Raw genomic sequence first — 12,631 nt, forward strand, 5'->3', positions numbered from 1 at the left:
ACTGCTGGGCTGGGGCCAGGGGACCTTCGCGTCGAAGGTGGTTCCGGGTGCGGGGAGCGTCGCGGTGACGCGCGAGATCGACGGCGGTCTGGAAACGGTGGAGCTGGCCTTGCCCGCCATCGTCACCGCCGATTTGCGCCTGAACGAGCCGCGCTACGCCAGCCTTCCCAACATCATGAAGGCGAAGAAGAAGCCGCTGGAAACCGTCACGCCGGACGCGCTGGGCGTCGATGTGACGCCGCGCCTGACCACGCTGACGGTGGCCGAACCGGCCAAGCGCAGCGCGGGCGTGAAGGTGGCCGATGTGGCCGCCCTGGTGGACAAGCTGAAGACCGAAGCGCGGGTGATCTGACCATGGCCATTCTCGTCATTGCCGAACACGACAACGCCGCGCTGAAGGCGGCCACCCTGAACGCCGTGACCGCCGCCGCCAAGATCGGCGGGGACGTGCATCTGCTGGTCGCCGGGTCGGGCGCGCAGGCGGTGGCGACCGCCGCCGCTGCGGTGTCCGGCGTGTCCAAGGTGCTGCTGGCCGACGATGCGGCCTATGAACACGCGCTGGCCGAGCCGCTGGCGGCGCTGGTGGTGTCGCTGGCCGGTGGCTATGGCCACATCCTGGCCCCGGCGACCTCGGTGGGCAAGAATCTGCTGCCGCGCGTCGCCGCCTTGCTGGACGTCGCCGCCATCTCCGACATCACCGGCGTGGTGTCGGCCGACACCTTCGAACGGCCGATCTACGCGGGCAACGCCATCGCCACCGTCCAGTCCAAGGATGCGGTGAAGATCATCACCGTGCGCGGGACCGCCTTCGAAGCGGCGGCGGCCAGCGGCGGAGCGGCGGCGGTCGAAAACGTCGCGGCGGCGGCCAACCCCGGCCTGTCGCGTTTCGTCTCGGCGGAACTGTCAAAGTCGGAACGGCCCGAACTGACCTCGGCCCGCGTCGTGGTGTCGGGCGGTCGCGGCATGCAGTCGGGCGAGAATTTCCCGCTGCTGGAGGCGCTGGCCGACAAGCTGGGGGCCGCCGTCGGGGCCTCGCGCGCGGCGGTCGACGCCGGGTTCGTGCCCAACGACTATCAGGTCGGCCAGACCGGCAAGATCGTCGCGCCCGACCTCTACATCGCCGTCGGCATCTCCGGCGCCATCCAGCATCTGGCGGGCATGAAGGACAGCAAGGTCATCGTCGCCATCAACAAGGACGAAGAGGCCCCGATCTTCCAGGTCGCCGATTACGGCCTGGTCGCCGACCTCTTCAAGGCCGTCCCGGAGCTGACCGCCGCGCTGTAAGCGGGGTGGTGCCGAGACGCCGCTGCCCATCCGCAGCGGCGTGAGCCACCGTTCGCAGGTGGTGGTGTAACCTTTGCGGGCCGGAAGCCGCCTGTCCGGGGCGTCCGGCCCGTTTCTTTTTGGGGATGGTGGTGGGAACACCGCTCGCCCCTCTTGCCCGCCGCCCTTGGCTGTTCTATCGCTGCACCGGACCATTCAACCGGCAGGGCCGTCATGAGCACGCAGAACATCACCGGGGACCGCCTCGGACTGGATCATCTGGTCGTCGCCGTTCGCGACCTGGACGTCGCCCAGGACACCTACAGCCGATTGGGCTTCACGGTCACGCCGCGCGGTCGCCACACCGAACTGAAATCGGCCAACCACACGGTCATGTTCGCGGGTGGTGACTACATCGAGTTGCTGGGGATCGAGGAGCAGCGCCCGATCAACGCCCATTACGCCGCCTTCCTGCGCCAGCGCGAGGGGGTGGCCGCCATTGCGCTGAAGACTGCCGACGCCCGCGCCGCCCGCGCGCCCCTGGCCGAGGCCGGGTTCCCGGCGGCGGAGGCCCTGGATTTCGGCCGCCCGGTCGACCTGCCCGGCGGCGCGCGCGAGGCGCGTTTTTCCATCACCCAGATCGATCCGGCCAGCACGCCGGGTGGCCGGGTGTTCCTGTGCCAGCACCACACCCGCGATGTGGTGTGGCGTCCCGATTGCCTGGAGCACGCCAACAGCGCCACCGGCTTGGCCGCCTTCGTCATCGCGTCGGACGATCCCGCCGCGACCGCCGCCGTGTACGCCCGGCTGTTCGGCGGGGCGGTGACGGATCGCGGCTCGGCCCTGTGGGTGGAAACCGGCGACACGCCATTGGTCATCGCCACGCCCGACCACCTGCATTGGGCCTGGACCAGCGACCCGGCCTTTGCCACCCCGCGCCCCTTCTTCGCCGGGGCCGTGATTCGCGTCGCCGATCTGGAGCGGACGCAGCAGGCTCTGCAAAAGAGCAAGTTCCCGACCGTGGTCGCCAACGGCGTGCTGCGGGTCGGATCGGCCAGCGCGGGCGGCGCGATGCTGGCCTTTGCCCAGGAGTTCGACCTCAACACCCTCATCCCGTGATCGGGGTGCTGGTGGGTGTGCGGATCGTTGGGCGTCCGGCCTGTGTTTAAGGTCTGGTTTGAGGTATCATGGTGCGGGTGTCGGGCCAGCCCGGCGCGCGTGCGGAGACGCGGATGGCGGTGACGAGCGAAGCGGTCGAGAGGGAAGCGGCGGCGGCCATGCCGCTGTTCGACGCCCTGCCGGTGCCCGCCCTGATGCGGGACGGGGCCGGTCGGCTGGTCGGCAACCGTGCCTTTCTCGACCAGTTTGGTCCAACGATCCCCACGACCCTGACCGGCGCGTTGGCGCAGGCGGAGGCCGGGGACGCGGTGACTCTGCGCGCGCCCGACCGCGACGGCGTGGCCCGTGACCTGTCGGTGCGGGTCGGCGGGCCGCCCTGGATCGCGGTGATCCAGGACCGGACCGACCACCGCCGCGCCGAAGACGGTCTGGAACTGGCCACCGCCAAGCTGGAGGAGGCCTGCCGCACCGCCAAGCTTGGCTATTGGGAGTATGGCATCACCGACGGTGTGCTGACCCTGAACGACGCCGCCTTCGCCGTGTTCGGGCAGAGCCGGGAGCGGTTCGAGCCGACCTTTGACCGGCTGCTGGCGATCTTGCACCCGGACGACCGCCTGTCCCTGGGCAACATGCTGGAAAGCGTGATCGACAACCCGACCCGCCGTTACGCCGAATACCGGGTGCGGGGCGAGGATGGCCGGATTCGTCACATCTCCTCCTCCTGCGCGCCGCGCCTGGACGGGGATGGGCGCCTGACCCATGTGTTCGGTGTTACGATGGACGTGACCGACCGGGCGCAGGCGGCAGCCCAGCTTGAATCGGCCAAGGAGCGGCTGGAGGAGGCGTACCGCACCGGCCATCTCGGCTATTGGGAATACGGCATCCACAGCGGGGAGTTGGTGTGGAACGACGAGGCCTATGACATTTACGGCCAGGATCCGCGCGATTTCACCCTGAGTTTCGACAATCTGCTGTCGATTTTGCACCCGGACGACCGCTTGTCCTTCGGCAGCATGCTGGAAAGCGTGATCGGCAACTCCAAGCGGGTCTATGTCGAATACCGCGCCATCGACCGGGCGGGGGATGTGCGGTTCGTCTCCTCCTCCTGCGCGCCGCGCTTCGATCTGGATGGGCGCTTGACCCATGTGTTCGGCGTCATGCTCGACACCACCGAACGGGCCAAGGCCGCCGAGGCGCTGCGCGCCGCCAAGGAGCGGGTCGAGCAGGCCTACACCGACCTTCAGGCGGCGCAGGACAGCCTGGTGCAGACGGAAAAGATGGCGTCGCTCGGCCAACTGGTCGCCGGGGTGGCGCACGAGGTCAATGGTCCGGTCGGGGTGGCCTTGACCACCGCGTCCCACCTGTTGAGCCGGACGGAGGATGTGAAGCGCCAGTTCGGGGCCAGCGCCCTGACCCGCTCCGCCCTGTCGGGCTTTCTGGAGGTGGCGCAGGAGGCGGGCCAACTGCTGGTCAGCAACACCGAACGCATCGCCGCCCTGGTCCACATGTTCAAGCAGGTGGCCGCCGACCAGACCGGCGACGAATGCCGGGTCTTCTACTTGCGCGAATACACCGAGGACGTGCTGTTGAGCCTGCACACCCAGATCGGTTCCTCCGGCCACCGGGTGATCCTGAATTGCCCGGAGGCGCTGCAGATCGAAAGCTACCCCGGGGCCTTTGCCCGCGTGCTGACCCATCTGCTGCGCAACGCCCTGACCCACGCCTTTCGCCCTGAGCAGAGCGGCTGCGTGACCATCGACATCCACCCAGTGGATGACGAGTGGATCGACGTGGTGCACAGCGACGACGGCCAAGGCATCCTCGACAGCGTGCTGCCCAAGATTTTCGACCCCTTCTTCACCACCGCCCGGCATGAGAACTGCGTCGGGTTGGGGCTGCACATCGCTTACAATCTGGTGAGGCAGACGCTGAACGGAGAGTTGACCGTGCGCAGCGCGCCAGGAGCCGGGGCTGTGTTCACCTTGCGGCTGCCCCGACATCCGGCTGGCACCACCGCAATGCCGCCCCTTTAACAGGTTGGGGCAAGTCGCAGTCGAGTGGACTCATCAAGCCATTCGTTGACCCAGAGATCAAAGCGCCACTTCCGCCATCGTCTGAACCGTGCCGTTGCGTTTGGCTGTCAGCGCGGAGGTGATGGCGCGTTGCAGTTCTTCGGAGCGAACCGGCTTGTGCATCACCTTGAAATCCTCCACATCGGCACCCGGCGCATCCGACAGAGTGGTGTCGCCGGTGACAAGAACGGCCGGAATCGCCAGACCCAGCGCGTGGCGGACGTCGCGAATCACCTCCACCCCCGTCCGTCCGTCGCCCAAGCCGTAATCAGCGACGATCACATCGGGTTGTGGCCTGCGATTGGCGTGGTCCAACGCCTGGGCGCAGGTTGCGGCGGTCAGCACGGTGCAGCCGCAGCCGGTCAACATGGCGCTCAACCCTTCACGGACGATGGCATCGTCCTCGATCACCAGCACGGTGGCGCTCAAGACCGGGCGGGGCGAATTGGCAGCGCTGTCGATCGGCGGGGTATCCGTGTCCGGGGGATCGGCCAAAGGCACCTCCACCGCGAACATTGACCCACGCCCCGGCACCGACCGCAGCGTCACCCGATGATCCAGCATGGCCGACAGCCGCCGCACCACGGCAAGCCCCAACCCCAGGCCTTGGTCGCGGTTGCGGCCGAGGTTGCCGACCTGCACGAACTCCTCGAAAATATCGTCCTGCTGGTCGGTCGGGATGCCGATGCCGCTGTCCCACACCTCGATTCGCAACGCCGTTCCGCGCCGACGGCAACCGACCAGCACGCCACCCTGGTCGGTGTAGCGCAGGGCGTTTTCGACCAGATTCTGCAACACGCGGCCCAACAGCATCGGGTCGCTGACGATGCGGGCACCGCATGGGCGGATGTGGAAGGTCAAGCCCTTTTGATCCGCGACCGGCTGGCTGTTGGCCGCGCAGCGCGCCAGAAGTTCGGTCACCGGGAACACGCACGGTGCCGGGGTGATCGCCCCAGCCTCCAACCGCGACACGTCCAGCAACCCGTCCAGCAGCATTTTCAACGCGCCCAACGCCCGGTCCATTGTGCCCAGCAGACAGCGGGTTTCCGGGTCGCCGGTGCGTTCGGCCAGTGTGTCCATCAGCAACATCAGCGCCTGCACGGGCTGGCGCAAATCATGGCTGGCGGCGGCAAGGAACTTGGATTTGGCGACGTTGGCCCGTTCGGCCTCGCGCTGAGCCTCGGCCAACGCGGCTTGCGTCTGTTTGTGGGCGGTGATGTCCCGGACGATGGCGATCAGGCTGACAAGCTGCCCGGCCTCGTCCCGCACCGGTGACGCGCGCAGTTCCAGATGAAGGATCTGGCCATTCGATGGGTCAGGGTGGGACAGTTCAACCCGGACGTCGCGGCCCATGGCCACCGCCTGGCGCAGCGGTTCCATCCCCACCGGATCGGCGATGCTGCGATCCAGCACCCACAATGCCCCTTCGCCCAACTGTTCGGGAAAGCGAAGCCCGATCAACCGTTCCAACGCCGGGTTGCCATAGACGATCGGCATGCCGGGCAGGGTGGCGTCCGCGATCAGAATGCCGTCGCCGCTCCAGGCCATGGCGCGGTTGCGGATGCGCAAGGCCTGTTCGATCTGGTGCCGCCACCGCCATTCGATGGCAAAGCCAAGGATCAGCAGCACGATGACCATGGTGGCCACGGCGGCCCCGCCCAGATACAGCCGGGCGCTGGATCGCCAGTGTCCAAACACCGCGTCCACCGACACGCCGACCAGCGCAATCAGCGGATAGTCTTTGGCCAGCCGGTAGGCGACGATCCGCTCCACCCCATCCACGGGGCTGACGGAACGGGTGTGCCCGAATGGTTTGGGTGTGGCCTGTTGGAATTCGCCGACGATTTCACCCAGCTCTTGCGGCGGATCGGGATCGTCGGATTCAGGGGTGGCGGTGTGCCGAACCAGCGGCACGCCATCCCCGCGCAGCAGCGTGACCGACGCGCCGGTTGGCAGACCCAACACACGGTAGACGCGGACAAAAGAGGCAACCGGGACATCCGCCACGGCAATGCCGGTGAACGCCCCGCTGAGGTTCTCCATCCGGCGCGACACCGGGATCAGCGTGTCGTGGGAGTCGGGCGAGACGTAGGGGCGGCCGATGATCAGACGGCGGCGGGGGTTCTGACGGTGTTCGGCAAACTCACCCCGCTCCAGGATTGCGCCACGAAAGGCCGCGCGCCCGGCCTCCATGGTCAACAGCCCGTCGCGATCATACACGCGCACGCCGACCACAAGCCCTTCGTCGAACGCCCTGCGGTTTGACAGCTCCATCGCGCGGCCTTCATCCACATGGGCAGCCAAATCCAGCAGCAGGTCATCGACGCGGCGGAGCGTGGCCGCCGCGTGCTCCTCAACCAAACGCGCAAAAATGGCGGTCTGTTCATAGGCGGATTGGTCGATGAGGTGCTCTTCGCGGTCCAAGCGGTCGATCAGCACCCACCACAACGCCACAATGGCCAACGTCACCGCCAACCCCGGAAGGAGAAGGCGTCCTTCGATGCCCATGGAGTGCCTGGGAGATCGTTTCACGGTCTCGCTCGGGGTTGGGGCGGACGGATGCGCGGTGCCGCGTCTGGCAACAATCTGTTCACCATGCCGTAATGGGCATACGGAAGCAACAACGTTACCGTGAGAGGTGGCAACAACCTGGACGTCTTCCACTCTGTGGAGCAATGGCGATCCGCAGACCGCTCTTTTTTCCGGCGGGGCTTGGACGGCGTGTTTGCACCGGCTATACCGCCGGGCATGAATTTTTCTCGCGCCATTGCCACGGTGGGTGGCCTGACCCTGCTGAGTCGTCTGGCTGGCTTTGCCCGCGACATACTGACCGCCTCGGTGCTGGGGGCCGGGCCAGTGGCCGACGCCTTCTTCATCGCGCTGAAGTTGCCGAATTTCTTCCGGCGGCTGTTCGCCGAGGGGGCGTTCGGTGTTGCCTTCGTGCCGCTGTTCGCGGCCGAACTTCAGATTCAGGGGCGTTCGGCGGCGGTGCGCTTTGCCGAAGAAGCTCTGGCGGTGCTGCTGGCGGCGTTGCTGCCCTTCACCTTGGTGGCGCTGGCGGTGATGCCATGGCTGATGCACGGGCTGGCCCCCGGCTTTGTCGATGAGCCGGAGAAATTCGCGCTGGCGGTGGAACTGGCGCGCCTGACCTTTCCCTATCTGACGTTGATCTCTCTGGTGGCGTTGCTGGGCGGCATCCTGAACGCGCTGGACCGTTTTGGTCCCTTCGCAGCGGCTCCCATCGCGTTCAACCTCACCCTGGTCGGAGCGTTGCTGCTGGCCCCGCCGTTGGGATGGCAGCCGGGGCGGGCGATGGCGGCGGCGGTCACGCTGTCGGGGGTGATTCAGGTGGTGTGGATGACGTGGGCCTGCCGGGTGGCGGGGGTGCGCCTGCGGTTGCGACGACCGCGCCTGACCGACGGGGTGCGGCGGCTGTTCCGGCTGGTCGGGCCGGGGGCGTTGGGGGCCGGGGTCATGCAGATCAACCTGTTCCTGAACATCGTGCTGGCGTCGCTGCTGCCGTCGGGGGCGGTGTCTTTTCTCTATTACGCCGACCGCCTCAATCAAATGCCGTTGGGCGTGATCGGCATCGCCATCGGCACCGCGCTGCTGCCGGTGCTGGCCCGACACGCGGCGGCGGGGGACGATGCGATGGTGCGCCATTACTTGAGCCGCGCGCTGGAGTTCAGCCTGCTGCTGGGGTTGCCCGCCGCCGTGGCGTTGGGCGTGTCGGGCGGGCCAATGGTGGCGGTGCTGTTCGAGCGTGGCGCGTTCGGTCCGGCGGAAACCCAGGCGACCGCGATGGCTTTGGCCGCCTACGCGCTGGGCATTCCGGCCTATGTGATTGCCAAATCGCTGAACGCCGCCTTTTTCGCCCGCCAGGACACGACGACTCCGGTGCGCGTCGCCGTGGTGGTCACGGCGTCCACCGTCGGGCTGGCGCTGGCGCTGTTGCCGGTGCTGGGCCATGTCGGCATCGCGCTGGCCACCGGGTTGGCGGCGTGGCTGGATGTGGGGCTGTTGGTGGCGGCGATGCGCAGGCGCGGAATTCTGGCGCTCGACGCCCGGCTGCGGCGACGCGGTCCACGCATCGCGGCGGCGGCGGTTGGGATGGGAATCGCTCTGGCCGTTGGCGAGACGGTTTTGACGCCCTGGTTGACCCACCCGGCGACGGCGGTGCGCTTCGCCGCCTTGGGGGCGTTGGTGGTGATGGGCGTTCTGGTGTTCGGCGCGCTGGCGCAGGCGCTGGGCGGGGGACGCATCAGCGATCTGCGGACCACTCTCAAACGAACAGCGCCGGAGGAGAGCGCAGTGGAGACACCGACGCGCGGATGACGCGCGGGTGTCATGCCGTCGGCGCGCTTGACGGCTTTCGACTCCGGTCGTAGAAACGTTCCCACGTGGTGATTTGGGCGACCGGCTTGCGGGCCACGTAAAACAATCCGCTAAAAAGGTCCGAGCCGCGTCCGCGCCTCGACCCGATCGGTCGGGGCGTTTTCTGTTTGTGGCCGGCCTCGCCCCACCGGCAGCATCGAGGGGAGACGCGGTTCATGTCCCGCACCGATCATCGCACGCCGAACGTCACGGGCCTGCGGCCCCGGTCCAAGCTGGTCCATGGCGGCATCCGCCGCTCGTCCTTCGACGAGACCTGCGAGGCGCTCTACCAAACCTCCGGCTTCGTCTATGGCTCGGCGGAGGAGGCGGAAAACGCCTTTGCCAACGACGGCACGCGCCACGTCTATTCGCGCTTCCGCAACCCGACCAACGCGATGTTCGAAGACCGTCTGGCCGAGTATGAGGGGGCGGCCTGGGCCTACGCGACCGCCAGCGGCATGGCGGCGGTGCACGGCGCGTTGTTGAGCGGCCTCCGCAGCGGCGACCGCGTGGTCGCCCCGCGCGCCCTGTTCATCTCCTGCTACTGGATCCTCAAGGAGCTGTGTCCGCGCTACGGCATCGAGGTCGAGTTCATCGATGGCACCGACCTGAGCGCCTGGGAAGCGGCGCTGTCCAAACCGGCCAAGGCGGTGTTCCTGGAAACCCCGTCCAATCCGGGGTTGGAGGTCGTCGATCTGCGCGCCGTTTGCGATCTGGCCCACAAGGCCGGGGCCTATGTGGTGGTGGACAACGCCTTTGCCACACCGGTGTTGCAACGCCCGTTCGACTTCGGGGCCGACGTCATCATCTATTCGGCGACCAAGCACATCGACGGGCAGGGCCGCTGCCTGGGCGGCGTGATCCTGGCCAAGGACATCAAATACGCCACCGAGGTCATCCACCCCTTCCTGCGCAACCTGGGTCCGACGCTCGCCCCGTTCAATTCCTGGCTGCTGCTGAAGGGCATGGAGACGCTGGAGCTGCGCGTCAACGCGCAAACCGCCTCCGCGCTGGAGGTGGCGCGCTTCCTGGAAGGCCATGCGAAGGTGGAGCGCGTGCTCTACCCGATGCTGCCCAGCCACCCGCAGCATGATCTGGTCCGTCAGCAGATGAGCGGCGGCGGCAACATGCTGTCGATCTTCCTGAAGGGCGGCAAGGCCGAGGCGTTCAACACGCTCAACGGTCTGGGCATGGTGATGATCTCCAACAATCTGGGCGATTCCAAGAGCCTGATCACCCACCCGGCCACCACCACCCATTCCAAGCTGACGGACGAGGAAAAGGTGGCGGCGCAGATCAAGCCGGGCCTGCTGCGCCTGTCGGTCGGTCTGGAAGACGCCCAGGACATCATCGAGGATCTGGACCGCGCGCTGTCACAGGCGTAAAGGTTGCTTCAGCGGTTCATGTTGCAGTGCAGCATGAACCGCTGTGGTCCTGACAGAAGCGAGGCGAGCGGCATGGCGAACAACAGACAGGGCGCGGCCCATCCGGTCCAGCGCTTGAGCGCGGTCGCCGACACGCTGGTGGACACCACCCGCCGCAGCGGCGAAATGGGCGTGGCCGCCGCGCAGACCATCGGCTATCGCAGCGCGATGATGGCGGCGGCGCTGGCCTCACCCACCGGTTTCGCCAACCCCGAATTCATCCGCATGGGGGCGGAAAAGGTCGAAGCCACGGTCGAGGCGATGCAGGGCGTTACCCATGGCCTGACTGAACTGGGGTCAACGTGGGTGGCGCTGCTGACCGGGCAGACCCAGGCCGCTGTGCAGGCCCTGTCCGATCTGGCCCAGTGCCGCACCCCGGCGGATTGGGCCGAGGTGCAACGCCGCACCATCGCCCACATGATGGACAGCGGTGTCCACGCCGCGCTGCGCACGGCGGAGGCCGCCGCCGCGATTTCTGCCGCCAGCCTGAAGCCCCTGCATCGCAAGGCCCGCGCCAACGCCCGCCGTCTGGCCGCCGAACAGGCGTAAACCAGAAATCCCGTCGCGCCCCGCTGCCTCAGTCGGGCCATGGCCTGTTTGTTCAGTCTGGATCAAAGACCATCCGCCTGTTGATGATTGCGGTGGCTGTGCGCAGGGCGGGTTCACGGTGGCAAGGGACTGGGGAGAGTCTGTTCCGGTTGTTGACCGAGTCGTGCTCGCCGGTGCCACAAGACACCAAACAGGCCTGTGTCATGAGGGGAAGAGGCTTGGGTTTGGCTGAGCGCAACGACAGCGGCGTGCGGCTGATGGTTCCAACCATGGGCGATCCGCATGACCGATCGAGCGACAGGTCGGCTCTCCTGGGGGCGTGCCCCGGCTGGATCGCGACCTAATTTTGCATAAGCGAACGCTGTGCGATGGACGGGGTGTCGCCATGGTTGTGGAGTTGTGGCGGCTTCAGGGGGCGGGTTGGGTTGCTGAAAATTGTGACAAGGAATTTAACAAGTAAGGGGATTCTCCCACCTTGACAGGGTGTCCTGTGCCAACCCTAAATGAGCCGCACCGAGGATTGGCAGGGACGCAAGACGCTTGATGCGACGGCGTGATTTGCCAGATGCGGGCCGATACGCCGTGATACCGTTTCGATAAGGAAGCTCCATGTCCGTCAACGAAGACGCACGCAAGCGTTTTGCCGATCTTGTGAGGCTCAACGGCCTGACCTGCACCTTCATCAGCCGTGAGACGGAGCGCCGCATTCTGGAAGAGGGCGTGACTCGTTTTGAGCTGTCGTTGGATGACGCGCGCGGTGTGCTGCGCACGGTGGCGGCGGACGAGGAGTTTGTGTTCGAAAGCGAAGCCTGCCACCGCATCAACCAGATTCTGGAACGCTACGCCGGCAAGAAGGGCAAGATCAGCAAGGAGCAGTTCCTGCAATCAGCGGCCATTCTGCGCGACTTCTCCAACGACGCCATCAGTGAGAAGGAGGCCAAGCGCCAGATCAAGGCGATGATGATCGATGAAGGGTGGGAACCACGCCGCGCCGGTCTGCTGCGGTCCAAGCGCTGGTACAACCGCGTCGAGGTGTGAGGGCGCCGCCGCCTCGGCGGGGGCGGTGTTCCGGCGGTGATGCCGCGACGGCCAGGAATGGGCACAAGGGCCGGGACGCATGGACATCCTGATTTTTCTGCATTCCGGTTTTCTGCTGGCGCTGGAGGTTCCGCTCCTCCTCGCCATGCCGTTTTTGCTGTGGTACCGCGTCAGCGACGCCGCCCACCTGCATCACCCCTATGGATCATGGCGTCCGGCCTTGTCCACGCATTGCGGTCTGGCGTTGGGGGTCTGCATGCTGGCGGCTGGCTGGGTTCCGGAACAATACACCTTTGATGCCATCTTCAGCCCCGGGGGACCGTGGGATCTGTCGTTTGTGGAGTTTTTGCAAACGCTGATGCAGCGGCTGGGGGATGCACCGCACAATCTGGTCGATGTGCTGCTCAACAGCGATCCCCACCTGAATTTCGGTTTGGTCGTGATGGTGATCGCCACCCTGTTCGCGGTGGACATCGGTGTCACGCTGGCGTCGGGCGTGCGCGGGCCGATGCTGCTGTCCTTCCTGCTGGACGTGCTGATGGCGTTGTTGGCAGCGGGGCTGCTGCTTCATGTGTTTTATTCGGCCCTGTGGTTGCTGAACCGATTGAATTTTTGGGCGATTGGGGTGGCGCTGCTGCTGTTGCAGGAATACCGTTACCATGTCTTCGGCCTGTTCCGCCGCCGTCCCAAGCCGGTGCGTGTGGCTGGCAACATCCAGCATGGCATCAACACCGGCGGGAATCAGGGAACATAACGACGGGGCTGCGCTGCCCAATCACGGGGATGATGTGG

Annotated in this window: 10 protein-coding genes and 1 riboswitch; of the genes, 9 read left to right on the forward strand and 1 reads right to left on the reverse strand. The window is 66.5% G+C overall.

The annotated features are described in order from the left end of the window. From EJ903_RS08745 to EJ903_RS08760, 4 genes are all read left to right on the forward strand, one after another. On the forward strand, window positions 1–352 hold a 352-nt coding region (locus EJ903_RS08745; RefSeq protein ID WP_425455497.1), incomplete at its 5' end, for an electron transfer flavoprotein subunit beta/FixA family protein. A gap of 2 nt (window positions 353–354) precedes the next feature. Continuing rightward, window positions 355–1,284 (forward strand): electron transfer flavoprotein subunit alpha/FixB family protein, encoded by a 930-nt coding sequence (locus EJ903_RS08750; protein ID WP_126614198.1) that lies wholly within the window; start codon window positions 355–357, stop codon window positions 1,282–1,284. Between the two features lie 213 nt (window positions 1,285–1,497). Further along, window positions 1,498–2,382, forward strand: coding sequence for a VOC family protein (locus EJ903_RS08755; RefSeq protein WP_126614200.1), 885 nt, complete (start codon window positions 1,498–1,500; stop codon window positions 2,380–2,382). 68 nt (window positions 2,383–2,450) lie between these two features. After that, window positions 2,451–4,415: a PAS domain-containing sensor histidine kinase gene (locus tag EJ903_RS08760; protein ID WP_246015358.1), complete on the forward strand. Its 1,965-nt coding sequence runs from the start codon at window positions 2,451–2,453 to the stop codon at window positions 4,413–4,415. A 57-nt stretch (window positions 4,416–4,472) separates the two neighbouring features. On the opposite strand, the gene EJ903_RS08765 is transcribed toward EJ903_RS08760, so the two are convergent. Further along, on the reverse strand, window positions 4,473–6,962 hold the full coding sequence (locus tag EJ903_RS08765; RefSeq protein ID WP_126614202.1) for an ATP-binding protein: 2,490 nt from the start codon (window positions 6,960–6,962) through the stop codon (window positions 4,473–4,475). Between the two features lie 240 nt (window positions 6,963–7,202). Between EJ903_RS08765 and murJ the strand changes: the two genes are divergently transcribed. The 5 genes from murJ (at window position 7,203) to EJ903_RS08790 (ending at window position 12,593) form a co-directional block, all read left to right on the forward strand. Next, the gene (gene murJ / locus EJ903_RS08770) at window positions 7,203–8,789 is read left to right on the forward strand and encodes a murein biosynthesis integral membrane protein MurJ (protein ID WP_126614204.1); all 1,587 of its coding nucleotides are present in this window, start codon (window positions 7,203–7,205) and stop codon (window positions 8,787–8,789) included. Between the two features lie 55 nt (window positions 8,790–8,844). Next, window positions 8,845–8,924: riboswitch (SAM riboswitch) on the forward strand. A gap of 80 nt (window positions 8,925–9,004) precedes the next feature. Next, entirely contained in the window at window positions 9,005–10,213 is a 1,209-nt protein-coding gene (gene metZ, locus EJ903_RS08775) for an O-succinylhomoserine sulfhydrylase (protein WP_126614206.1), read from the forward strand. Between the two features lie 72 nt (window positions 10,214–10,285). Further along, window positions 10,286–10,801 carry a phasin family protein gene (locus tag EJ903_RS08780; protein ID WP_126614208.1) on the forward strand — a complete coding sequence of 172 codons (516 nt, stop codon included), beginning with the start codon at window positions 10,286–10,288 and terminating at the stop codon, window positions 10,799–10,801. 609 nt (window positions 10,802–11,410) lie between these two features. Next, window positions 11,411–11,839, forward strand: coding sequence for a hypothetical protein (locus EJ903_RS08785; protein WP_126614210.1), 429 nt, complete (start codon window positions 11,411–11,413; stop codon window positions 11,837–11,839). Between the two features lie 79 nt (window positions 11,840–11,918). Then, a complete protein-coding gene (locus EJ903_RS08790) occupies window positions 11,919–12,593 on the forward strand; it encodes a hypothetical protein (RefSeq protein WP_126614212.1) in 675 nt (224 codons plus the stop codon). The last annotated feature ends 38 nt before the right edge of the window (window positions 12,594–12,631 follow it).

The organism is Azospirillum griseum (genome assembly GCF_003966125.1).
Classification (GTDB): domain Bacteria; phylum Pseudomonadota; class Alphaproteobacteria; order Azospirillales; family Azospirillaceae; genus Azospirillum; species Azospirillum griseum.

Excerpts from the sequence above, each read along its gene's own strand:
- EJ903_RS08750 (WP_126614198.1), top strand. The coding sequence starts at position 355 with ATGGCCATTCTCGTCATTGCCGAACACGACAACGCCGCGCTGAAGGCG.
- EJ903_RS08755 (WP_126614200.1), top strand. The coding sequence starts at position 1,498 with ATGAGCACGCAGAACATCACCGGGGACCGCCTCGGACTGGATCATCTG.
- EJ903_RS08760 (WP_246015358.1), top strand. The coding sequence starts at position 2,451 with ATGGTGCGGGTGTCGGGCCAGCCCGGCGCGCGTGCGGAGACGCGGATG.
- EJ903_RS08765 (WP_126614202.1), bottom strand. The coding sequence starts at position 6,962 with ATGGGCATCGAAGGACGCCTTCTCCTTCCGGGGTTGGCGGTGACGTTG.
- murJ (WP_126614204.1), top strand. The coding sequence starts at position 7,203 with ATGAATTTTTCTCGCGCCATTGCCACGGTGGGTGGCCTGACCCTGCTG.
- metZ (WP_126614206.1), top strand. The coding sequence starts at position 9,005 with ATGTCCCGCACCGATCATCGCACGCCGAACGTCACGGGCCTGCGGCCC.
- EJ903_RS08780 (WP_126614208.1), top strand. The coding sequence starts at position 10,286 with ATGGCGAACAACAGACAGGGCGCGGCCCATCCGGTCCAGCGCTTGAGC.
- EJ903_RS08785 (WP_126614210.1), top strand. The coding sequence starts at position 11,411 with ATGTCCGTCAACGAAGACGCACGCAAGCGTTTTGCCGATCTTGTGAGG.
- EJ903_RS08790 (WP_126614212.1), top strand. The coding sequence starts at position 11,919 with ATGGACATCCTGATTTTTCTGCATTCCGGTTTTCTGCTGGCGCTGGAG.